Annotated in this window: 21 protein-coding genes; 2 read left to right on the top strand and 19 right to left on the bottom strand. The window is 51.2% G+C overall.

Going from position 1 to position 22,260, the window contains the following annotated elements; genetic code table 11:
• Nucleotides 1–69: 69 nt before the first annotated feature.
• The 10 genes from pepB to trmJ all read right to left on the bottom strand — a co-directional run bounded on the left by pepB (nt 70) and on the right by trmJ (nt 8,186).
• Nucleotides 70–1,356 carry an aminopeptidase PepB gene (pepB, locus tag Q4491_RS05940; protein ID WP_192016985.1) on the bottom strand — a complete coding sequence of 429 codons (1,287 nt, stop codon included), beginning with the start codon at nt 1,354–1,356 and terminating at the stop codon, nt 70–72.
• A 360-nt stretch (nt 1,357–1,716) separates the two neighbouring features.
• The gene (iscX, locus tag Q4491_RS05945; protein WP_027252957.1) at nt 1,717–1,917 is read right to left on the bottom strand and encodes a Fe-S cluster assembly protein IscX; all 201 of its coding nucleotides are present in this window, start codon (nt 1,915–1,917) and stop codon (nt 1,717–1,719) included.
• Nucleotides 1,918–1,995: 78 nt separating this feature from the next.
• On the bottom strand, nt 1,996–2,334 hold the full coding sequence (gene fdx, locus Q4491_RS05950; RefSeq protein WP_192016984.1) for an ISC system 2Fe-2S type ferredoxin: 339 nt from the start codon (nt 2,332–2,334) through the stop codon (nt 1,996–1,998).
• Nucleotides 2,335–2,336: 2 nt separating this feature from the next.
• Entirely contained in the window at nt 2,337–4,190 is a 1,854-nt protein-coding gene (gene hscA / locus Q4491_RS05955) for a Fe-S protein assembly chaperone HscA (protein WP_303455668.1), read from the bottom strand.
• A gap of 39 nt (nt 4,191–4,229) precedes the next feature.
• Nucleotides 4,230–4,745, bottom strand: coding sequence for a co-chaperone HscB (gene hscB / locus Q4491_RS05960; RefSeq protein WP_192016982.1), 516 nt, complete (start codon nt 4,743–4,745; stop codon nt 4,230–4,232).
• Between the two features lie 81 nt (nt 4,746–4,826).
• Nucleotides 4,827–5,150, bottom strand: coding sequence for an iron-sulfur cluster assembly protein IscA (gene iscA, locus Q4491_RS05965; protein ID WP_027252961.1), 324 nt, complete (start codon nt 5,148–5,150; stop codon nt 4,827–4,829).
• A 20-nt stretch (nt 5,151–5,170) separates the two neighbouring features.
• On the bottom strand, nt 5,171–5,557 hold the full coding sequence (gene iscU / locus Q4491_RS05970; RefSeq protein WP_218382769.1) for a Fe-S cluster assembly scaffold IscU: 387 nt from the start codon (nt 5,555–5,557) through the stop codon (nt 5,171–5,173).
• A 32-nt stretch (nt 5,558–5,589) separates the two neighbouring features.
• Entirely contained in the window at nt 5,590–6,804 is a 1,215-nt protein-coding gene (locus Q4491_RS05975) for an IscS subfamily cysteine desulfurase (protein WP_192016981.1), read from the bottom strand.
• Between the two features lie 31 nt (nt 6,805–6,835).
• Nucleotides 6,836–7,342: a Fe-S cluster assembly transcriptional regulator IscR gene (gene iscR, locus Q4491_RS05980; protein WP_027252964.1), complete on the bottom strand. Its 507-nt coding sequence runs from the start codon at nt 7,340–7,342 to the stop codon at nt 6,836–6,838.
• A gap of 109 nt (nt 7,343–7,451) precedes the next feature.
• Entirely contained in the window at nt 7,452–8,186 is a 735-nt protein-coding gene (gene trmJ, locus Q4491_RS05985; protein WP_303455673.1) for a tRNA (cytosine(32)/uridine(32)-2'-O)-methyltransferase TrmJ, read from the bottom strand.
• A 200-nt stretch (nt 8,187–8,386) separates the two neighbouring features.
• Here trmJ and suhB point away from each other — a divergent pair, with 200 nt between their 5' ends.
• A complete protein-coding gene (gene suhB / locus Q4491_RS05990; RefSeq protein WP_027252966.1) occupies nt 8,387–9,187 on the top strand; it encodes an inositol-1-monophosphatase in 801 nt (266 codons plus the stop codon).
• A 133-nt stretch (nt 9,188–9,320) separates the two neighbouring features.
• On the opposite strand, the gene secF is transcribed toward suhB, so the two are convergent.
• The 7 genes from secF to Q4491_RS06025 form a co-directional block, all read right to left on the bottom strand.
• On the bottom strand, nt 9,321–10,268 hold the full coding sequence (gene secF / locus Q4491_RS05995) for a protein translocase subunit SecF (RefSeq protein WP_192016979.1): 948 nt from the start codon (nt 10,266–10,268) through the stop codon (nt 9,321–9,323).
• A gap of 12 nt (nt 10,269–10,280) precedes the next feature.
• Entirely contained in the window at nt 10,281–12,125 is a 1,845-nt protein-coding gene (gene secD / locus Q4491_RS06000) for a protein translocase subunit SecD (protein ID WP_192016978.1), read from the bottom strand.
• Between the two features lie 25 nt (nt 12,126–12,150).
• Nucleotides 12,151–12,486, bottom strand: a complete 336-nt coding sequence (yajC, locus tag Q4491_RS06005; protein WP_192016977.1) for a preprotein translocase subunit YajC — start codon at nt 12,484–12,486, stop codon at nt 12,151–12,153.
• A gap of 21 nt (nt 12,487–12,507) precedes the next feature.
• Nucleotides 12,508–13,635 (bottom strand): tRNA guanosine(34) transglycosylase Tgt, encoded by a 1,128-nt coding sequence (tgt, locus tag Q4491_RS06010; RefSeq protein WP_192016976.1) that lies wholly within the window; start codon nt 13,633–13,635, stop codon nt 12,508–12,510.
• 203 nt (nt 13,636–13,838) lie between these two features.
• Complete coding sequence (gene queA / locus Q4491_RS06015; protein WP_192016975.1) at nt 13,839–14,891, bottom strand: tRNA preQ1(34) S-adenosylmethionine ribosyltransferase-isomerase QueA; 1,053 nt, start codon at nt 14,889–14,891, stop codon at nt 13,839–13,841.
• A gap of 89 nt (nt 14,892–14,980) precedes the next feature.
• Nucleotides 14,981–16,090, bottom strand: a complete 1,110-nt coding sequence (locus Q4491_RS06020; RefSeq protein ID WP_303455678.1) for a serine protease — start codon at nt 16,088–16,090, stop codon at nt 14,981–14,983.
• Nucleotides 16,091–16,318: 228 nt separating this feature from the next.
• Nucleotides 16,319–17,473 (bottom strand): serine protease, encoded by a 1,155-nt coding sequence (locus Q4491_RS06025; RefSeq protein WP_303455680.1) that lies wholly within the window; start codon nt 17,471–17,473, stop codon nt 16,319–16,321.
• Between the two features lie 212 nt (nt 17,474–17,685).
• Between Q4491_RS06025 and Q4491_RS06030 the strand changes: the two genes are divergently transcribed.
• Nucleotides 17,686–18,417 carry an ACP phosphodiesterase gene (locus Q4491_RS06030; protein WP_303455682.1) on the top strand — a complete coding sequence of 244 codons (732 nt, stop codon included), beginning with the start codon at nt 17,686–17,688 and terminating at the stop codon, nt 18,415–18,417.
• Nucleotides 18,418–18,650: 233 nt separating this feature from the next.
• Here Q4491_RS06030 and aceA read toward each other — a convergent pair whose 3' ends face one another.
• Both aceA and aceB read right to left on the bottom strand, forming a co-directional pair.
• On the bottom strand, nt 18,651–19,958 hold the full coding sequence (gene aceA / locus Q4491_RS06035) for an isocitrate lyase (RefSeq protein WP_192016971.1): 1,308 nt from the start codon (nt 19,956–19,958) through the stop codon (nt 18,651–18,653).
• Nucleotides 19,959–20,129: 171 nt separating this feature from the next.
• A complete protein-coding gene (gene aceB, locus Q4491_RS06040) occupies nt 20,130–21,737 on the bottom strand; it encodes a malate synthase A (RefSeq protein ID WP_192016970.1) in 1,608 nt (535 codons plus the stop codon).
• Between the last annotated feature and the right edge of the window lie 523 nt (nt 21,738–22,260).

The following is a 22,260-nucleotide window of genomic DNA, read 5'->3' on the forward strand; positions in this document are numbered from 1 at the left end:
TGTGTTCCCTAAGTTGAAAACGCACAACAGCGTGAACTGTTGTGCGTAAAAATAGACCGGAGAATGAAATTAATCCTGGGCCAGAATGTTCGCCAGTGTGCGTACACCCATACCCGTTGCGCCCACGCCCCATTTATCACTGGCCGATTTACGGTAGGTACCGCTGCAGTCTAAGTGCAGCCAGCCATGCTTATAGTCTTCGACAAAGTAAGACAGGAAAGCCGCCGCTGTACTTGCACCCGGCATGAAATCGCCGGTTGAAATGTTGGCCAGATCAGCAAAGCTGGATGGCATCATACGACGGTGATGTTCGCCCAGAGGCAAAGGCCACAAACCTTCGTGCTCTTCACTGGCGGCAATCAGTGCTTTCTGCGCCATGCTGTGGTCAAAACTGAACAAGGCATGGTAGTCATTACCCAGGGCATTCTTCGCCGCGCCGGTCAGGGTCGCACAGTCAATGATCAGGCCCGGCTTTTGGGCACTGGCATAAATCAGGCCATCCGCCAGTACCAGGCGGCCTTCTGCGTCTGTGTTGAGGATTTCAACCGTCTTGCCATTTTTGTACGTGATGATATCGCCCAGTTTAAAGGCACGACCCGATACCATGTTTTCCGCACAGCACAAGATCAGCTTAATGCGCTTTTGCACACCGCGGGCAATCGCCAACGCCAGACCACCGGTGGCCATTGCTGAGCCACCCATGTCGGCTTTCATCGCCGCCATCCCTTCAGAAGGCTTCATGCTGTAGCCGCCGGAATCGAAAGTAATGCCTTTACCGACCAGGCACGCAGCAACAGGTGCTTCGGCGTCACCGCTTGGGTTGTAATCAAGAATGAGCATCGCAGCCGAGCGTTCTGAGCCACGGCCAACAGTATGAATACCGATCCAGCCTTCATCCAGAAGATCGTTGCCTTTAATCACTTTGTAACTGACATGATCAGGGGCCAGTGATTTGATAAATTCACCGGCACGGTTCGCCAGATGCGAAGGATTCACCACTTCTGCACTCTGGTTGATAATATCGCGAACCCAGTTGGTGGCAGTCAGACGCGCCTGCAGTTCCGCTTCATCTTCATCATCCAGCTCAGGCCAGCTGACACTGTTGCCCGGCTTGGCATTACGGTGTCCCTGAATGAAAGACCAGATGGTTTCCAGATCCCACTCTTCGCCACTCAGAGTGACTTGCTTGATACCCTGACCGTCCAGAGTCCGGCCGGCACGCTGAATCAGATTCAGCACATCGTCGTTGGTCACATGAATCTGAACACCGTTAGCGGTATAAGAAACCAGTGCATTCTCACCCCACTGCTCAGCAGCAGCGTCCTGAGTCAGAAATACTGACATAGTAGAAGACATGTAAAACTCCTTGAGTATATGCCCAACGAGCACTCACAGCTCGTACAGGCGGCACGCTTAAGACTTCCAGAAAGCCGGATTCTGTCCTTCGGCTGTCTGTGCCTGATAGGCCATAGCCCGCATCCAGTCACACTGAATTTACTGTGTTTATGGTGCATGAATGCGTAATTTCAAGTTAAGCAATGCGAAAATACAACAAAGCGGACCTTTTGGTCCGCCATTTAGTTTTGTCAGTGCAGGCAATTTGCTGGCTGTCACTCACATATCAAAGCGATTGGTTTACCTTGCCGTCAAATAGACAAATAAACAAGGCATTTGCCACAAGATTAAGAGAATGATCGACTATTAACGAATATCCACTCAGTCCTTTTCTTCCATCCAGCACAATTGCACCGCTTCCAATACTTTTTCCCCGCAGTGGTTTGGGTCATCATCAAACTCGTCCAGCGCCAGAATCCAATCCCGTAACTCGACAAAATGAATGCTTTGCGGGTCAACGTCCGGATGCTCTTCCAGCAAGGCAATGGCAATGTCTCTGGAATCAATCCACTTCAGTCCCATGATTCACCTGCCCCCGTTGCAAACAGAAAGTATTAAAAGTGTAGCAAGCCCGTCACCAAAGGGGGACGGGCTTGCTGATTAATGGTTTTCGCTGGCCAGATTGATGGTGTAGCGAGGAATTTCAACCACCAGATCTTCATCAGACACTCGGGCCTGACAGCCCAGACGAGACTCAGGTTCCAGGCCCCATGCCTTATCCAGCATGTCATCTTCCAGTTCTTCACTTTCGTTCAGTGAATCAAACCCTTCACGGATAATGACGTGACAGGTTGTGCAAGCACAGGACTTTTCACAGGCATGCTCAATACCAATGCCGTTTCGCAGTGCCACATCCAGCACAGTTTCGCCACTAGATGCATCCAGCACAGCGCCTTCTGGGCAAAGTTCTTCATGGGGTAGTACAACAATTTTAGGCATGCCTAAACCTCATCAATCGATTGACCGGCCAGTGCCTCCCGAATGGATTTATCCATACGGCGTGCGGCAAATTCCTGGCTTGCTTTATCAGTTTTCTTAATACCGGCTTCAATCGCACGCGGGTCTTCACCCTGACGCAATTGAACCAGCTCCATCATGGCGGTTTCCAGTGCTTCACGCTCTTGTTTCGACAGCAGAGTCTCGCCATCGGCAGCCAAGGCAGCAATCAGCCCTTCCAGTACCCGATCCGCCTCTACGCGCTGCTCAGCCAGTGCACGGGCATCTTTATCTTCACGAGCATGTGTCATCGAATCGCGAATCATGTTAGCAATCTCGTCATCCGTCAAACCGTAAGACGGTTTGACCTGGATGGACGATTGTACACCAGAGCTTTTTTCCATCGCGGTGACCGACAGCAACCCATCCGCATCTACCTGGTAGGTGACGCGCACATGTGCCGCGCCCGCGGCCATCGCAGGGATACCACGCAGGGTAAAGCGGGCCAGTGAACGACAGTCTGCGACCATTTCACGCTCACCTTGTACCACATGTACAGACATCGCCGTCTGGCCGTCTTTGAAGGTGGTGAATTCCTGCGCGCGGGCAACCGGGATAGTAGTGTTACGGGGAATGATCTTTTCGATCATGCCGCCCATGGTTTCAATACCCAGTGACAAGGGAATCACATCCAGCAGCAGCATCTCAGAATCGGGTTTGTTGCCGGCCAGAATATCGGCCTGAATTGCCGCACCGATAGCGACCACTTTATCTGGGTCAATCGATGTCAGCGGTGTTTTGCCAAAGAATCCGCCCACCATATCACGCACCAGTGGCACGCGTGTTGAGCCGCCGACCATCACGGTTTCAATCACTTCATCAAGTTCGATACCCGCATCTTTCACCGCCCGGCGGCAAGACATCAGCGTCTTTTTCACCAGCGGCTGAATCAGGGCTTCAAACTGAGTTCGGGTAATCTGCCCCTGCCAGCCCAGCACGTCAATCTCAGCACTGTCGCTGTCGGTCAGAGCCACTTTGGCGTCTGTGGCCACATCCTGCAGTGCACGGCGCTCGGACGCTGTCAAGACGTCACTGTGACCACTTTGTGCCAGAATCCACTCCGCCAGCAGATGATCGAAATCATCACCACCCAGTGCTGTATCACCACCGGTTGCCAGAACTTCAAATACGCCTTTAGACAAACGTAGAATCGAGATATCAAAGGTACCGCCACCAAGGTCATAAACGGCAATCACACCTTCCTGACCAGAATCCAGACCGTAGGCAATGGCTGCGGCGGTGGGTTCGTTCAGCAAACGTAATACTTTGAGGTTGGCCAATGACGCCGCATCTTTGGTACCGGCACGCTGAGCATCGTCAAAGTAGGCAGGAACCGTAATCACGACACCTTCCAGCTCACCGCCCAAGGTCGCCTTCGCACGCTCAGTCAGGGTTTTCAGAATATCCGCAGAGACCTGAACTGGATTGACCTTACCGCGGCGAGTCAGCAATTGCGGTAAACCTGACTCTGATGCCTCAAACTGATAAGGCAAATTAGGGTAACGTTGCTGAATATCGGTCAGCGAGCGTCCCATCATGCGTTTAACGGAAATAATGGTATTCGCAGGATCCTGCTGGGCCAGTTTTCTGGCTTCGTCGCCAACGAGAATGCTTTGCTCATTATAATGAACAACAGAAGGTAGAATTGACTTGCCTTGCTCGTCGGGCAGGGTCTCGGCCACGCCACTACGCACAGCAGCAACGAGAGAGTTGGTCGTTCCCAAGTCAATACCTACCGCCAGTTTATGTTCGTGCGGTGCAGCGCTTTGACCAGGTTCAGCAATCTGTAACAGTGCCATTGTCCTTCCTGTGGGCTTTAAGCTGATAAGTAAATAAAATCAGTCGAACAGCGTCTCTTCCAGACGTTCGACCTCGACTCGCAGCTTTTCGATGAATTTGAGTTTACGTACTGCGTCTGCTGCTGGTTCCCACTCGCTGGCTTCCAGCAATTGTTTCAACTCACTGAGTTGGGCTTTCTGCAAACTGACTGCCTGCTGTTCAAAATCAAACAGAGCGGACTCAGGATCCTCAGCGGAAGGGATCTCTTCCAAGGCCTCACGCAGTTCCATTTGCTGCATCAGAAATTCAGGATCCTGCAAGGTCTGCTGTTCGGCGCGAATATCAACGCCGTTTTCCGCCAGCATATACTCAGCACGAGTCACCGGGTTTTTCAGGGTCTGGAATGCGTCATTGATGTGAGCAGCTTTTTGAACGGCCATCAGTCGATCGCGCTCAGAAGCTGTAGCAAAGTTATCCGGATGAAAACGTCGCTGCAGGTCGCGGAAACGTGTGGCAAGAAGGCTACCGTCCAGTTCAAACTGGAAAGGCAGGCCAAATAGTTCGAAATGATTCATATGGCGTCTGATATCGGTTTACAAGCAAGAGGCGCGAAACAGAATGCTCGCGCCCAGGCAATGTCTCGCCGTCAGCGAGTATTAAACGTTGAAGCTTTCACCACAACCACATTCGCTAGACACGTTAGGGTTGTTAAATTGGAAACCTTCATTCAGTCCTTCTTTGACGAAATCCAGCTCTGTCCCTTCCAGGTAAACCAGGCTCTTGGCATCGACGATCACTTTGACGCCGAATTGCTCAAAGACCTCATCGCCCTCGTCGATATCATCAACGAACTCAAGGACATAGGCCATACCAGAGCATCCTGATGTTCGGACACCCAAGCGCAGGCCTAAACCTTTGCCCCGATTTTCCAGGAAAGCCGCAACACGGCTCGCTGCAGTTTCAGTGATGGTAATGGCCATGAACAACAACCCTTATTTCATTAATTACTTTGATGTTTCTTTTTGTAATCGCTAACAGCGGCTTTAATGGCGTCTTCAGCCAGAATTGAGCAGTGAACCTTCACTGGCGGCAGCTCAAGTTCTTCAGCAATCGCTGAGTTTTTGATCGATGCGGCTTCGTCTAAGGTCTTGCCTTTCACCCACTCAGTGATAAGTGAGCTGGATGCGATAGCAGAACCGCAGCCGTAGGTTTTAAAACGTGCATCTTCAATAATGCCTGCATCAGACACTTTGATTTGCAGTTTCATTACGTCGCCACATGCTGGCGCGCCAACCATACCGCTACCGATATTTTTATCATCTTTATCAAATGAGCCCACGTTCCGCGGGTTCTCGTAATGATCAATTACTTTGTCACTATAGGCCATGGTAATTTCCTCGAATTCGTGAAGACCGCAACTTAGTGGTGTGCCCACTCAACTGTGTTCAGGTCGATTCCCTCTTTGTACATATCCCAAAGCGGTGACATCTCACGCAGTTTATCTACTGCGGTACGGATCTGCGAAATTGCGTAGTCTACTTCTTCTTCTGTCGTGAATCGACCAAAAGAGAAGCGAATTGAACTGTGAGCCAATTCATCATTCAGGCCCAAAGCACGCAGTACGTACGAAGGCTCCAAACTGGCTGATGTACAGGCAGAACCGGACGAGACCGCCAGATCTTTCAGCGCCATCAGCAGTGACTCACCTTCAACAAACGCAAAGCTGATGTTCAGATTGTTAGGAACACGCTGCTCCAGATCACCGTTGATTGTCATCGCTTCAATGTCTTTTACGCCGTCCAGCAAGCGGTTACGCAGAGCCAGAGCATGCTGACGGTCCAGGTCCATATCTTCTTTCGCGATACGGAAGGCTTCACCCATACCAACGATTTGATGGGTAGCCAGGGTACCGGAACGCATACCACGCTCATGACCGCCACCGTGCATTTGTGCTTCCAGGCGAATACGTGGTTTACGACGCACATACAGTGCACCGATACCTTTAGGACCGTAAACTTTGTGCGCAGACAGGGAAATCAGATCAACTTTCATTTCCTGTACATCAATCGGCAACTTACCAGCAGACTGAGCGGCATCAACATGGAAAAACACGCCACGTTCGCGGCAGATTTCACCAATCGCGGTAATGTCCTGAATCACACCGATTTCGTTGTTCACATGCATAATGGAAACAAGAATGGTGTCTTCGCGGATGGCGTCACTCAGCTTAGCCAAATCGATCAGACCGTTTGACTCAGGCTCCAGGTAAGTCACCTCGTAACCTTCACGCTCCAGCTGACGGCAAGGATCCAGAACCGCTTTATGTTCTGTTTTGCAGGTAATGATGTGCTTACCTTTTTTGCCGTAGAAGTGCGCAATACCTTTGATCGCCAAGTTATCAGATTCTGTTGCACCTGAGGTGAACACGATCTCACGTGGGTCCGCATTCAGCAGGTCTGCCACTTGCTCACGGGCATTATCAACCGCTTCTTCAGCCTGCCAGCCAAAACGGTGGGAACGGGAAGCCGGGTTACCGAAGTTACCGTCCATTGTCATGCATTGCACCATTTTCTCGGCAACGCGTGGGTCTACAGGGCAAGTAGCGGAATAATCTAAGTATATTGGCAATTTCATCTTCATCTCCAAAAACACGGGCCGCTGGGCGCTAGGAGCGAACATCGACACCTATAGTGGCGCTGTCGTGTGTATTCTTATGTCCAAAAGACGACTTCTGAAGGCGCTGATCCTGGCGGTCTGACACCGTCAGTACGTCGTTGTCCTGCATCAGTTCACCGAGCGTAATATTGTTCAGAAAGTCACTGATGCGCGCGCTGAGGTCATGCCACAGGGTATGAGTCAGACAGCGTACACCACCCTGACAATCCCCTTTACCGTGGCACTTCATGGCATCAACTGATTCGTCGACGGCCGCAATTACAGTGCCGACAGCAATTTGATGCGCCTCTTCGCCCAGTCGGTAACCACCGCCCGGACCACGCACGCTGGCCACCAGGCCGGCTTTACGCAAGCGAGCAAACAATTGCTCCAAATAAGACAGTGAAATCCCCTGACGCTCTGAAATATCAGCCAGAGGTACTGGACCTTCCTGAGAATGCAGCGCAACGTCCAACATGGCCGTGACTGCATACCGTCCTTTTGATGTCAATCTCATAACACACCGCTACCTACTCGAATCTATGGCAGCAGTGTCGCATACCCGACTAAAATGGTCAAGTATATACCCGACTAATTTAGTCAGGCATTATCTGTACATTAAACAACTACTTTTTCTGTCCGGCGAGGGATTTTTGTACCGATGACAGCACACCGCGCAGGATATTCAGCTCCTGCTCTTCGGGTCTGGCGCGCACAAACAGGCGCCGTAATTTTGCCATCACCATGCCGGAACGGCTGCTGATGAACTGTGTCTGCTCCATGACGTCGTACAAATGGTCAAAGAACTTTTCCAGTTCCATGGTGCGCGGGTATTCAGGCAAACTGTCATCGGCAGGAAACGCTTGGGATTCCTTATCCAGACAGGCCATGCGCACTTCATAACTGATCGTCTGCACAGCCATCGCCAGATTCAGCGAACTGTATTCCGGGTTAGCGGGAATATACACGTGGCAGTGGCACTTTTGCAGCTCTTCGTTGGTCAAACCAGTACGTTCACGACCAAACAGCAAGGCAACCGGGTGAGCCGGCGCTTCCTGAATGGCTTTAATGCCACATTCGTGGGGATTGAGCTGCGGCCATTCCAGACTGCGGGAACGGGCGCTTGAACCGATCACCAGGCCGCAATCGGCAATGGCTTCATCCAGGCTGTTAACAATACGGGCATTTTCGACAATATCTGCCGCGCCGGCAGCCAGCGCGATAGCCTGGCCATCAATTTCACAAGCGGGCTCGACCAGAACAAGCTGGCTCAACCCCATCACTTTCATCGCTCGTGCCGCTGAGCCTATGTTGCCTGAATGTGATGTGCCCACCAGCACCACGCGGATTTGATCTAACATGACGGCCTGTTTTCCAACTCTGATTCCAAAACCGGGGGATTTTAGCACAGCCTTCTGTAAAGTGGGGAAAACATTGTAAGCGAAGACTGGCAGTTAATTCCGTCCTTATGCTGGATAAAAAATCACCACTTCCTTTTTACTCAGGCTCTGATATACTCGCCGCCGCTTTTTAGTTCTTTAACATCCGTTGGGAAGATCCTATGCATCCGATGCTAAATATCGCGATCCGTGCTGTCCGTAAAGCCGGTGACCATGTCGCTAAGTCTTTAGAAAAACCGCAAGGCATTGAAGTAAGTAAAAAAGGCAACGACGTTGTCACCAATATCGATCACGAAGCAGAAGCTATCATCATCGATACTATTCTGAAGTCTTATCCTGATCACTGCATCGTCGGTGCAGAGTCCGGCACCAAAGAAGGCCGCGACAAAGAATGCCAATGGATCATCGACCCAGTGGATGGCACCAATAACTTCGCTCGCGGTATCCCGCATTATGCAATTTCCGTTGCCCTGCGTATGCGCGGCCGTACTGAAGTCGCCGCTGTTTACGATCCTGCCCGTAACGAACTGTTCACCGCAACCCGCGGTTCTGGCGCACAGCTGAACAGCCAGCGTATCCGTGCCTCTCAGCCACGTAATCTGGCCGGTACGGTTCTGGCAAGCAGCCTGCCTTTCACTGCCAAACAACACTCTGAAAGCTACGCCAAAATTCAGCAGGCGATGTTTGTTGAATGTGATGACATGCGTTTGTCCGGTTGTACCGCTTTGGATCTGTGCTACCTGGCCGCCGGCCGTGTAGACGGTGTGTTCAAGCTGAGTCAGAAGCCTTGGGAAATGGCCGCCGGTGAGCTGATTGCCCGTGAAGCTGGCGCCATCTGTACCGACTTCACCGGTAACACCAATTACCTGACATCTGGCAACATAGTTGCCGGGAATGTGCGCGTCGTGAAGCCTATGCTGGCGAAAATCCGTGAACATGGTAGCGAAGCACTTAAAAAATAATACTGCACTGAAAACCACTGTCTGTACGGTGGTTTTCAGCAGCCATACAAAAAGCCCCGGCAATCAGATTACCGGGGCTTTTTTACGTCTTCGCCAACGTTTAAGGGCAGAATTTAACCTGCCCCAATCGCCATTACGGCATGGCGTCGAATTCTTCGCCTTCTTTTTCCACTTTTGGCGGCATCAGGTGCTCACGGGTAATACCCAGTTTCAGCGCCAGTGCCGAAGCAACATAGATAGAAGAATAGGTACCGACGGTAATACCGATCAGCAGTGCTGTGGCAAACCCGTGGATCATAGTGCCGCCTTTCATAAACAGGGCGATCACCACGAACAAAGTGGTCCCTGAAGTGATCAGGGTACGGCTCAGGGTTTGAGTAACAGAGTTATTCATCACCTCTGCCGGGCCACCTTTACGCATCTTGCGGAAATTCTCACGGATACGGTCAAACACCACTATGGTGTCATTGAGTGAATAACCGACAACCGTCAGTAGCGCGGCGACAATCGTCAGGTCGACCTCAATTTGCAGCAGTGAAAAAATACCAATAGTAATGATGACATCGTGAGTCAGCGACAACACAGCACCGGCGGCCAGACGCCACTCAAAACGCATGGATACGTACAGCAGAATACAGATCAATGAGACCAGAATAGCCAAACCGCCCGCTTCCGCCAGCTCATCACCGACGTTCGGGCCGACAAACTCAATCCGGCGCATTTCGACACTCTGGTGCGTGCCTTCACGGAGTGCATCCAGGATCTGATTGCCCAGGGTTTCACCTGCCACGCCTTCACGCGGCTGGAGACGCACCATGACATCACGGGCCGTACCAAAATTCTGAACAATGGCATCGCCAAAGCCGGACGCTTCGAGTGAATCACGAATCTGGCCCAAATCCGCAGGCTGTTCAAAACCCACTTCAATCAGGGTACCGCCTGTGAAATCCAGCCCCCAGTTCATGCCTTTAGTGACAACAATAGAAATGGAAGCAATGATCATCACTGCAGACAAAACAAAGGCCAGCTTCGACCAACGCATAAAGTCGATCACTTTATCCGCTTTCATTAATTGAAACATGTCAGCGTCTCCTTAGATCGACAGTTTATCGATGCGCTTACCGCCATACAGCAGGTTCACCAACATACGGGTGCCCACGATAGCCGTAAACATAGAGGTCAGAATACCGATAGACAGCGTCACCGCGAAGCCTTTAATCGCCCCCGTACCTACCGCAAACAAAATGATAGCGGTGATCAGCGTGGTGATGTTGGCATCAGCGATAGTGCTGAAAGCATTGGCGTAACCTTGCTGAATCGCCTGCTGCGGGCTGCGACCATCACGCAGCTCTTCACGAATCCGCTCGAAGATCAGCACGTTGGCATCCACCGCCATACCTACTGTCAGTACAATACCGGCAATACCCGGCAAGGTCATAGTGGCGCCCGGAATCATGGACATCACACCAATGATCAATACCAGGTTCATCGTCAGGGCCAGGTTGGCAATCAGACCGAACTTGCGGTAGTACAGCAAAGTGAACAACATCACGGCGACCATACCCCAGATACAGGCCTGGATCCCCATGTCGATGTTCTGCTGACCCATAGAAGGACCGATAGTGCGCTCTTCCACAATTGAAATTGGCGCGATCAGTGCACCAGCACGCAACAGCAGTGCCAAATTGTGCGCTTCAGCCTGGCTGTCAATCCCGGTAATACGGAAATCACGTCCCAGCGCGGTCTGAATAGTTGCCTGGTTAATCACTTCTTCGTGTTTTTCCAGAATCACTTTGCCAGCCGGGGAACGCTTGCCGCTGTCTTTATATTCAATGAACAGCGTTGCCATCAGCTTACCCACGTTATTACGGGAGAAAGCTGTCATTTTATTGCCGCCTTCACTGTCCAGCTTGATGTTCACCTGCGGGCGACCATACTCGTCATTGCTGGATGTGGAATCGGTAATGTGTGAACCTTCGAGGATCACCCGCTTTTTCAGCACCACAGGATTACCGTCACGGGAAGTTTTCACCTCGCTGCCCGGTGGTACACGTCCTGCAGCGGCGGCAGCCAGATCCACATTGGTGTCCACTTCACGGAATTCCAGGGTTGCGGTTGCACCCAGAATTTCTTTGGCACGTGCCGTATCCTGTACGCCCGGCAGTTCCACAACAATGCGGTTAGCGCCCTGACGCTGAACCAGTGGCTCTGCTACACCCAGTTCGTTAACCCGGTTACGCAGAATAGTAATATTCTGAGCAACGGCATAGTTCCGAATTTCCTGCATCCGCGCTTCAGTGAAGCTGGCGGTGAGTGCAAAACCACTGCCTTCAACGAACAGCATGTCCGGGTGCGAAGCCGACAGTGTACGCTTGGCTTCTTGTACTTGCTCGTCGTTACGAAGCCGGATTTCCACCCCGTCGCCTTTCACTGAAATCGCACGGTAACGGATACGGGCTTCACGCAGCTCAGTACGGAAAGTATCTTCTTGCTGGCCCAGCAGTTTATCCATCGCAGCATCCATATCCACTTCCATCAGAAAGTGCACACCGCCGCGCAGGTCCAGGCCGAGTTTCATTGGGGTGGCGCCCAGGCTTTCCAGCCAGGCAGGAGTTGAAGGTGCCAGGTTCAGAGCAACAACATAGTTATCGCCAAGAAATTGATTCATTAAATCGCGGGCACTGATTTGTGTCTCAGTGTCTTTGAAGCGGACCAGAATAGCCCCGTTTTCGAATGCGACAGATTTGTAGGAGAGTTTATCTTGATTAAGCTGCTCGGTAACTTTATCCAGCGTGGCCATTTCTACCGAGGCGCCACGCGCCCCGGAGATTTGAATCGCTGGATCTTCACCGAACACATTGGGAAGTGCATAGAGCAAACCGATGAGCAGTGCGAACACCACCATCAGGTTCTTCCACAAGGGATACCGGTTTAACACTGAGAAGATCCTTCAAAGCCATAAATTACAGTGATTTCATTGTGCCTTTTGGCAGAACGGCAGAAACAAAATCCTTTTTGATGGTAACTTCAGTTGTGTCGTTCAGTGCGATCACAATGTAGTCATTTTCCGCTGAGACTTTGGTGATCTTACCCACCAGGCCGCCATTGGTCAGCACTTCATCACCTTTGCCCATGGCAGACATCAGGTTTTTATGCTCTTTCACCCGCTTGGCCTGCGGACGGTAGATCATGAAGTAGAAAATTACAGCAAACAGAGCCAGCATGATAAACAGCTGCATGCCGCCACCTTGTGGAGCGCCTTCTGCTGCTGCATGTGCCTGAGAAATAAAAAGACTCATTTATTCACGTCCTCGTTATAGTTAAACGTTTTTTAATGGTGGAACTTCGCGGTCCCGGCGCGCGTAGAACTCTTCTACGAATGCGTCGAAACGATCTTCTTCAATCGCCTGACGAATGCTTTCCATCAAACGCTGATAGTAGCGTAAGTTGTGGATTGTATTAAGGCGTGCACCCAAAATTTCATTACATTTATCCAGATGATACAGGTACGCCTTCGAGTAATTGCGACAAGTGTAACAGTCACAGTGCGGATCCAGTGGACTTGTATCCGTTTTATGTTTCGCATTACGGATCTTGATCACACCGCCAGTCACAAACAGGTGGCCATTACGGGCATTACGGGTTGGCATCACACAGTCGAACATGTCGATACCACGGCGCACACCTTCAACCAGGTCTTCCGGTTTACCGACACCCATCAGATAACGCGGCTTATCTTCCGGTAATTTCGGACAAGTATGCTCCAGCACACGGTGCATATCTTCTTTCGGTTCGCCAACGGCCAGACCGCCCACAGCGTAACCGTCAAAGCCGATCTCAGTCAGGCCTTTGACCGATACATCACGCAGATCTTCATAGACGCTGCCCTGTACGATACCGAACAGAGCATTCTTATTACCCATTTTATCGAAATGGTTACGGCTGCGTTTTGCCCAGCGCAGTGACATTTCCATCGATGTCTTCGCTTCGTCATGCGTCGCCGGATAAGGCGTACACTCGTCGAAAATCATCACCACATCAGAGCCCAGATCGTACTGAATTTCCATCGACTTTTCGGCGTCCATGAAAATCTTGTCACCGTTGACCGGGTTACGGAAATGCACCCCTTCTTCGGTAATTTTGCGGATATCACCCAGGCTGAACACCTGAAAACCGCCTGAATCGGTCAGAATCGGGCCTTGCCACTGCATGAAGTCATGCAGATCGCCGTGCAGTTTCATCACTTCCTGACCAGGGCGCAGCCACAGGTGGAAAGTATTACCCAGCAGGATCTGTGCACCTGTGTCTTTTACTTCTTCCGGCGTCATACCCTTTACGGTGCCGTAAGTACCCACAGGCATGAATGCCGGCGTTTCTACCGTACCGCGTTCAAAGACCAGACGGCCGCGACGTGCACGTCCCTGGGTTTTATCTAATTCAAATTTCACAAAGCCTCCAAAAGCCAGAGAAACAATCTGACATTAAGTCGATGCAAAAGGCCCATCGCCTGATGCACTGCAACCCCCAATCAATCAGGATCGCGAACTGTCCGGTCCAAGACCAGACAGTGATATTGAGTAAAAGTTCAGCTATTCAGGCTGCCGCGCCAGAATTCGCGCACACAGCCAGACACTGGCTCAGCGCAGCCGATTCAGCGCTGACGCCGGGTGATGAACATAGAATCCCCGTAACTGAAGAAACGGTAACTGTGTTCAACAGCCTGCTGATAAGCGCCCATGGTATTTTCATAACCGGCAAATGCGCTCACCAGCATGATCAGGGTGGATTCCGGCAGGTGGAAATTGGTGATCAGCACGTCCACCAGCTGGAACTCGTAGCCAGGGAAGATGAAAATATCCGTGTCGCCAAAGAAAGGGACCAGTTCGGTACCGTTCTTCAGGGCATCCTGAGCCGCACTTTCCAGCGAACGAACAGAAGTGGTTCCCACTGCAATCACCCGGCCGCCACGGGCTCGGGTGGCCTGAATCGCATCAACCACCTCTTGCGGAACTTCGACGTATTCCGCGTGCATATGGTGATCATGAATATTATCAACCCGGACTGGCTGGAAGGTGCCGGCACCTACGTGCAAGGTCACGAAGGCAAACTCGGCCCCTTTTGACTTGATATCCGCCAATAGTTGTTCATCAAAATGCAGCCCGGCGGTCGGAGCAGCCACTGCACCGGGTTTGGCATTATAAACCGTTTGATAACGCTCTTTGTCTGCTTCTTCGTCCGGACGGTCGATATAAGGCGGCAAGGGCATGTGACCAACCTGCTCCAGAATCTCCAGTACCGTCAGCGCACTGTTGAAGCGAATTTCAAACAAGGCATCGTGGCGGGCAACCATTTCGGCTTCAAACTCGTCATTTTCGCCCAATAACAGTTGGGTGCCCGGTTTGGGTGCTTTAGAAGCCCGAACGTGAGCCAGAATGCTCTTATCATCAAGCAGTCGCTCGACCAGCACTTCCAGCTTACCGCCACTGGCTTTACGGCCGAACATACGCGCCGGGATCACCCGGGTATTGTTAAATACCAGCAGGTCACCGGGACGCACCAGATCCAACACATCTCTAAACGATTTATGGCACACATCACCGCTGTTACCGTCCAGTTGTAACAGACGGCTGGATGAACGCTCCGGCTGCGGATAACGTGCAATCAATTCATCGGGAAGGTCAAAGTGAAAATCTGAAACTTGCATTTTTTAGGCCCTAACTTACAGCAGGCAGCTAGTATAGGCCGCCACACTGCAATATCAAGCCCGGAGAAATGTTATGAAATGATTTGTTGTCAGCCTTTCTTGCGCGAACGCCACAGAAGCAGGCCGACGAGTCCCAGCAGCCATGCCAGCGAATAGCTTCCCCCGCTGTCATCGCTACCACTGCTCTCCACCCGAAACTGTTCCAGCCCCGCATTGCTGTAGTCTTTCAGAAAAGGATTCACGCTGAACACAGCTGCCGGATTGGGACGGAAATCGCTGCCAGCGACAGCGGCTATCCAGTCAAAATAGGAAGGGACTTGGGTATAGACTCCGGGCAGATTGCCGGCACACCCTTCGCCGAAGCTCACCAGCCCCAGCAGACGCAGGCCAAAATCCGGATCACTGCTGGCCTGCGGATCCTGCCAGACTAACGGCCCGCCTGAATCACCAAAGCAGCTGTCGCGGGATAAATTAGGTGACGGAGGAGAGGCGCAGACAAAAATACTGTACACCCCGGGGTGCACCGAACTCCCCCACAAGTTGTCACAGACCCGGTCGGGTACGCCAGACAATACCGTCTGTTGCAGCTGAGTGGAACCCGCAGAATCCGGATCCGGTGTCACACTGCCCCACCCCGAGATCAGTAAATTGGCTGGACGGTTGCTGTTTGCCACCCAAGTATTGGCAAATTCAGCATCCGCCCGGTTCTGGGTCGGGACAGACGCTATCTGTATCGGGATCGCGGTTTCCGGCAGATCCAGGCTCAGGCGGATGATGGCAATATCGTTGTTAAAATTACTGCTGTTGTAACTGGGATGCACATTGATTGCGCTGACAGGGACAGCATTTCTGCTTGTCGCACTGAATACCGATGTAATACCGGCCCAGACTTTCACACGCAGGGGAGTGGCAATTCGGCCGCCATTGATAATGCAATGCGCCGCTGTCAGTATGATGCGAGGAGCAATCACCACACCGCCACACAGGTACACTTCTGTGCCGTTATCAGAAAAATCAATATTGATAAACGCCTGCCAGGGAATATCTCCGGGCACAGCGGATATACCACCAACAATTCTGGCTGTTGGTTCGAATTGCTCCGCCTGGACAGGCGACTCATCAGTCTGTGCCTTCGCCAGCCCTGACACAAAAAACAGGAAAGCCAGCAATAACAGACTGTTAGTTATGGGGGCTTTCATAACTGCTACCCTCATGATTTACAGTCGCTTAATTATAATTCTCACTGTTATTGCGCCATTGTCACTTATTGAGAATTTGGACGGATAGTTCATTGCAGAGGATAAAGCAGGCAGAGTGGCATCAGGCTCTGGAGGGACAAGCATTCAATACCGTTGATAATAAAAATAATTTTACGGGGCAGTTGTTATTACGCCTCTCAGATACTGAGCATACTGAACTGCCCTTGTTCAGCTTTCACCGCCCTGACTTCTGCGCCACCAGAGCATCCCCAGCAGTGCAAGCATGCCTCCTGCCGTTACGCTCCCCCCCGATCGACTCGCCATAGCGCCACTCAATGCACTGATAGCACTGTCTTGGCTGTTCTGAGTGTCTGTCTCAGACGTCACTGAGGTATTTTCGGCATTGAGGGCAAACGGATTAAATGCAAAAACAGAGTCCGGGTAAAAGTTAAAACCGTCTCCCGCTATCAAAGCAATCCAATCACGATAATGAGAAACCTCAGTATAAACAGCAGGGAAATCCGCTGCGCATTCCGCCCCAAAGCTGACTAAGCCCACCAGCCGAAAACCCAGATCACTATCGGCGCTGGCCTGGGGGTTCTGCCACACCAATGGACCGCCGGAATCGCCCTGACAAGTGTCACGCTTAACCGCAGGATCTGGCGACATCGCACACACAAACATTGCACTCTGAGACGGTTCAACCACTGAGCCCCATACCTGTTCGCAATAATCGTCCGGCACGCCAGCAAGCAACGCATGCTGCAGCTGCCGGGCCGAGGTGGCCCCGGGTTCAGTTGAGGTCCGGCCCCACCCGGACACCAGTAAATTCTGACCGCGCTGGCTGTCGGGCACAAAAGTATTGTCAAATGCCGTATCGGCCTGTTGCTGTTCACTCACAGTGGCCAGTTGGATGGGCTGGGCACCTGCCGGAATATCCTTGCCCAGGCGCAGCAAAGCAATATCATTGATAAAAGTCTCTTCATTAAAACCCGGATGTAGATCAACCGCTGTCACTCGCAGGGCATTGAAAGCAGTCACAGAGTCCGTCGAGGTAATACCCGCCCAGACAAATATCTCATCTTGCTGCGCTGCGACTGAGTTTTTGATAATGCAATGTGCGGCTGTCAGTACTGTATTCTTATCTATGATGACACCACCGCACTGAAAGACATCATGGCCGTCGTTGCTGGCGTCAATATATACCAGCGCCTGCCACGGAATGTTTTCCTGATATGTCGGGTTGCCGCCAATGATCCTGGCTACCGGTTCAGTACGGGCTGAGGCACTGGCTTGCTGCACTTGCTGTTCGGCCAACACAGTGCCTGAAATCAGCGGCAAGGCCAGTATTGCGGCTAACAGCATGAATGAAAAGGCGTTCATAGTATTCCCTCACTCCCTGGGCAAAGCATTGCAGCAAAAGGGTTACATTGGAACTCATGAGTCTATTAATATGACTCAGGCAATGCGACTAAGCTAAGGCGACCAAACTGCTTGCTTTAACTAAGGATAGTGGCGTTTTTTCGCAATAAAGTCCGCAACTGCGAAAAGAGATCCAAAAAGTTTTACCAGTGCCTCAGAATGACAGCATCATTATGTTTCACTCTACACTGTATCTGATACTGCACGCAGTCACTGCACCGCAGCCCGGTATTGCTGCTACAGTGTCAGGCTCACTCTTATCTAACGGCAGCAATAGATGTGAATTCACTACTATGAACTTCCTGGCACACCTTCACTTGGCTGATCATTGTCAGAGTCATCTGGCGGGCAACTTGCTGGCCGATTTTGTTCGCGGCGATCCCTACCGCGATTATTCTTCTGATGTGGCAGCAGGTATCAAGCTTCACCGCTTTGTCGATAGCTATATCGACAGCCAGCCTGAAGTCAAAGCCTGGCGCAGAGCATTTCCGCCGGACATCCGCCGGGTAAGCGGTATCGCTCTGGATATGATCTGGGATCATTACCTCGCCCGCCACTGGCAGACTTTCCATGCCTTATCCTTGGCCGCATTTGTTGAACAGGCGCGTAAAAACGTTGAAGGCTTTGAGGGAAATGAACCGGACCATTACCGGCAAATGACGCAACGTATGTGGCAGCAAGAATGGCTGATTCAGTATCAGCAGGTTGCCAGTATTCATCAGGCATTGGAACGCATGGCAATTCGCCGCCCGAAGTTAAGCTCGCTGGCTGAATGTCCGCCTTTTCTGGCTGGGCATTATCAGGAGCTGGAACAGAGCTTCTTCATTCTCTATCCAAGGCTGATGGATGCATCCCAAGCATTCTGGCTGACGCACAAAGAGGTACTGCTACGCCCGGAAAAGTAAGCGAAGGCAAAAAGCAGAGATAAGTCGAAAATACCGATTAGAAAAATCAGAAAAGAAAAAGGGGAGCCAGAGGCTCCCAAGGCGATAACAATTCGTTAAGTGAAAGCGTTATCAGACTAGGCTTGACGTGAACAAGCCTGATCACAGTCGATAACGTTAATCGCAATCCCCTCTCGGGTAACAGCTGCGAAACGGTCTTACTAGGATAGATTGCTTATTGCCGGTCAATTCAATCAGAATTGATCTTCTTCAGTTGAACCTGTCAGCGCAGTCACAGAAGAGTTTCCGCCCTGAATAACGTTCGTCATTTTGTCGAAGTAACCAGTACCCACTTCCTGCTGGTGAGCAACAAAGGTGTAACCCTTCTCTGCTGCCGCAAACTCAGGGCGCTGTACTTTCTCAACATAATGGCGCATACCTTCACCCTGAGCATACGCGTGTGCCAGTTCGAACATGTTGAACCACATGTTGTGAATGCCCGCCAGTGTGATGAACTGGTACTTGTAGCCCATGTCAGACAGCTCTTGCTGGAATTTGGCAATCGTATCGGCATCCAGGTTCTTCTCCCAGTTGAAAGAAGGTGAGCAGTTATACGCCAGCAGCTGATCCGGGTATTTAGCATGGATAGCTTCAGCAAACTTACGCGCTTCTTCCAGACAAGGCGTCGCTGTTTCACACCAGATCAGGTCGGCATACGGAGCATAAGCCAGACCACGGGCGATAGCCTGATCGATACCGGCACGAACGCGGTAGAAACCTTCCTGTGTACGCTCACCGGTAATGAAATCGGCATCATACGGATCGCAGTCTGAGGTCAGCAAATCGGCAGCGTTCGCGTCGGTACGGGCAATCACTAGCGTCGTTGTGCCGGAAACGTCCGCCGCCAGACGGGCAGCAATCAGTTTTTGTACCGCTTCTTGCGTAGGTACCAGAACTTTACCGCCCATGTGGCCGCATTTTTTCACCGAAGCCAGTTGATCTTCGAAGTGTACGCCGGCAGCTCCTGCATCAATCATGCTGCGCATCAGCTCGTAAGCATTCAGTACCCCGCCAAAGCCGGCTTCCGCATCTGCAACGATAGGCAGGAAGTAATCAATGCCGCCTTCTTCCGGGCTGTTGCCGTTTGCCCACTGAATCTGATCAGCGCGGCGGAAAGAGTTATTGATGCGCTTTACAACCGCTGGCACTGAATCGACCGGGTACAGGGACTGGTCTGGGTACATGGATGATGCCGTGTTGTTATCAGCAGCTACCTGCCAGCCTGACAAATAAATAGCTTCAATTCCCGCTTTCGCCTGCTGAACAGCCTGGCCGCCGGTCAGCGCGCCAAGACAGTTCACATAGCCTTTCTTGGCAGAGCCGTTAACTAAATCCCACAACTTATCAGCACCACGCTGTGCCAGTGTGTTCGCCGGTACGACCGAACCACGCAGATTAACCACTTCTTCCGCAGTATAAGTACGCTTAACATGTTTCCAACGTGGGTTCTCCGCCCAATCCTTTTCAATGGCTTCGATCTGTTGCTGGCGAGTCAGTGTCATAATAAATCCCTCGTATTATGTGGCGATATTTCGCAAAATCTGGACGTTCTGCGCTTCAGTTCTACTCAGTTTTCTTGGGCTTCCTCTGCCCGGACTAAGCCGGGCAGTACTTGTTGCACTATGTGCTTTTTGTTATGTGTTACAGTTCCGGTTTGAATGCTTGCTTCACTGTTATTCCAGGTATTCATAACCAGGCAGTGTCAGGAAGGTGACCAACTCATCACTGGTGGTCAGGCGCGCCATCATGGCAGCCGCTTCCTGGAATTGTCCTTTGCTGAAACGCTCAGTACCGATTTCCTGCTCCAGGACTTGCATTTCTTCATCCAGCAGCTGTTCAAACAGTGCTTTGGTAACTATCTGGCCGTTACTCAGCGACTTTCCGTGCTTCATCCACTGCCAGATGGAAGCACGAGAGATTTCAGCGGTGGCAGCATCTTCCATCATGCCGTAAATCGGCACACATCCGTTGCCAGAGATCCAGGCTTCGATGTACTGCACAGCAACACGAATGTTATGACGCATGCCGTCTTCTGTTCGTTCGCCGTCGCAGGGTGCCAACAGCTCAGCCGCCGTGATCGGTGCATCCGAATCACGCGTCACATCCAGTTGATTTGAACGTGCACCCAGGCACTTATCAAAAACGTCGCGGGCGGTATCCGCCAGCCCCGGGTGGGCAACCCAGGTGCCGTCATGGCCGTTATTGGCTTCCAGCGCTTTATCGGTCTGGATCTTGTCCAGTACCCAGGCATTACGCTCGGCATCCTTAGAAGGAATAAAGGCTGCCATGCCTCCCATTGCAAACGCTCCGCGGCGGTGGCAGGTTCTCACCAGCAAACGTGAGTAAGCGTTGAGGAAAGGTTTTTCCATGGTCACCACCTGCCGATCCGGCAAGATACGATCCGGGTGGTTACGCAGTGTCTTGATATAACTGAAGATGTAATCCCAACGGCCACAGTTCAGACCCACAATGTGCTCTTTCAGGCTGAAAAGAATTTCATTCATTTCAAACACCGCCGGCAGAGTTTCAATCAGCACAGTGGCCTTAATCGTGCCTCGCGCCAGGCCAGCCTGATCTTCGGCAAAACTGAACACATCACTCCACCAGGCCGCTTCCTGGTAAGCCTGCAGCTTGGGAACATAGAAGTACGGCCCGCTGCCGTTTTCCAGCAATTGCTTATGGTTGTGGAAGAAATACAAGCCAAAATCCAGCAGCGCACCCGGAATCGGCTGACCATTCCAGAAGAGGTGTTTTTCCGGCAGGTGCAAGCCACGGACGCGACAGATCAGTACTGCTGGGTCCTCTTTCAATTCATACACTTTCCCTGTGTCAGGGTGGGTGTAAGAAATAGTGCGCTTCACCGCATCCCTAAGGTTACGCTGGCCGTCAATCACTGCACTCCAGGCGGGGGCAAAGGAGTCTTCGAAATCCGCCATGAATACTTTTACATTGGCATTCAGCGCATTAATCACCATTTTGCGATCAACGGGACCTGTGATTTCCACACGGCGATCCTGCAGATCAGACGGAATGTTCTGAATGGTCCAGTTACCTTCGCGGATATCCCGGGTGCCAGGCAGGAAGTCAGGTAACTGCCCGGCATCAATAGACTGCTGACGAACTTCACGTGCTGCCAGCAGTTCCGGCACACGGGAAGCAAATCGACTGACCAGTTGCTCAACAAAAGCCATTGCGTCATCACTCAGGATGTCTCGCTGTGACTCTGAAAGCGGTGCGACCAACGTCAGCTGACCAAACTGGTGGTGATTTTCCATACTCATTTATGACTCCCCATTTACCCAAATCAGCCAAGTGTAACTAAATCACGACTTAAACTATGCATCGGCTGATTTCCATCATAGACCACTTTCGGCCTCAACATGGCTATTACGTTGCCTTAACAAATCGGAAAAGGCAAACCCTCCCCAAAAGCAACAGAATCACAAAAACCAAACAAACACAACAAAATCAATAATTTACAAAAAATAGAGTTATTACTCAAAACACTAAATTAAAACACTTTAAGGCGATATATTCGGTTTTTAACCTCCAGTCTGTTTCTCAACCAAAAATGTAAAGTATTACGTAATTAAATTACCAATTAACACTAAATTAACAATTGGAAATATGCCGTTTTAAACAAGACAAAATAGCAAGATGGACTGTAACGCACTCAATCTACATACATTTATAGACAAGATTTGGCAGAGTCATACATTGGAGGAATAATTTTGCAGACGAAGCGGGGAATTGTTTTACAGTACGAAACAGAAAAAACCTACAAAATGAAGCACTTGGCAAAAC

The organism is Photobacterium sp. 2_MG-2023 (genome assembly GCF_030547675.1).
GTDB lineage: Bacteria > Pseudomonadota > Gammaproteobacteria > Enterobacterales > Vibrionaceae > Photobacterium > Photobacterium arenosum.

Excerpts from the sequence above, each read along its gene's own strand:
- pepB (WP_192016985.1), bottom strand. The coding sequence starts at position 1,356 with ATGTCTTCTACTATGTCAGTATTTCTGACTCAGGACGCTGCTGCTGAG.
- iscX (WP_027252957.1), bottom strand. The coding sequence starts at position 1,917 with ATGGGACTGAAGTGGATTGATTCCAGAGACATTGCCATTGCCTTGCTG.
- fdx (WP_192016984.1), bottom strand. The coding sequence starts at position 2,334 with ATGCCTAAAATTGTTGTACTACCCCATGAAGAACTTTGCCCAGAAGGC.
- hscA (WP_303455668.1), bottom strand. The coding sequence starts at position 4,190 with ATGGCACTGTTACAGATTGCTGAACCTGGTCAAAGCGCTGCACCGCAC.
- hscB (WP_192016982.1), bottom strand. The coding sequence starts at position 4,745 with ATGAATCATTTCGAACTATTTGGCCTGCCTTTCCAGTTTGAACTGGAC.
- iscA (WP_027252961.1), bottom strand. The coding sequence starts at position 5,150 with ATGGCCATTACCATCACTGAAACTGCAGCGAGCCGTGTTGCGGCTTTC.
- iscU (WP_218382769.1), bottom strand. The coding sequence starts at position 5,557 with ATGGCCTATAGTGACAAAGTAATTGATCATTACGAGAACCCGCGGAAC.
- Q4491_RS05975 (WP_192016981.1), bottom strand. The coding sequence starts at position 6,804 with ATGAAATTGCCAATATACTTAGATTATTCCGCTACTTGCCCTGTAGAC.
- iscR (WP_027252964.1), bottom strand. The coding sequence starts at position 7,342 with ATGAGATTGACATCAAAAGGACGGTATGCAGTCACGGCCATGTTGGAC.
- trmJ (WP_303455673.1), bottom strand. The coding sequence starts at position 8,186 with ATGTTAGATCAAATCCGCGTGGTGCTGGTGGGCACATCACATTCAGGC.
- suhB (WP_027252966.1), top strand. The coding sequence starts at position 8,387 with ATGCATCCGATGCTAAATATCGCGATCCGTGCTGTCCGTAAAGCCGGT.
- secF (WP_192016979.1), bottom strand. The coding sequence starts at position 10,268 with ATGTTTCAATTAATGAAAGCGGATAAAGTGATCGACTTTATGCGTTGG.
- yajC (WP_192016977.1), bottom strand. The coding sequence starts at position 12,486 with ATGAGTCTTTTTATTTCTCAGGCACATGCAGCAGCAGAAGGCGCTCCA.
- queA (WP_192016975.1), bottom strand. The coding sequence starts at position 14,891 with ATGCAAGTTTCAGATTTTCACTTTGACCTTCCCGATGAATTGATTGCA.
- Q4491_RS06020 (WP_303455678.1), bottom strand. The coding sequence starts at position 16,090 with ATGAAAGCCCCCATAACTAACAGTCTGTTATTGCTGGCTTTCCTGTTT.
- Q4491_RS06025 (WP_303455680.1), bottom strand. The coding sequence starts at position 17,473 with ATGAACGCCTTTTCATTCATGCTGTTAGCCGCAATACTGGCCTTGCCG.
- Q4491_RS06030 (WP_303455682.1), top strand. The coding sequence starts at position 17,686 with ATGTTTCACTCTACACTGTATCTGATACTGCACGCAGTCACTGCACCG.
- aceA (WP_192016971.1), bottom strand. The coding sequence starts at position 19,958 with ATGACACTGACTCGCCAGCAACAGATCGAAGCCATTGAAAAGGATTGG.
- aceB (WP_192016970.1), bottom strand. The coding sequence starts at position 21,737 with ATGAGTATGGAAAATCACCACCAGTTTGGTCAGCTGACGTTGGTCGCA.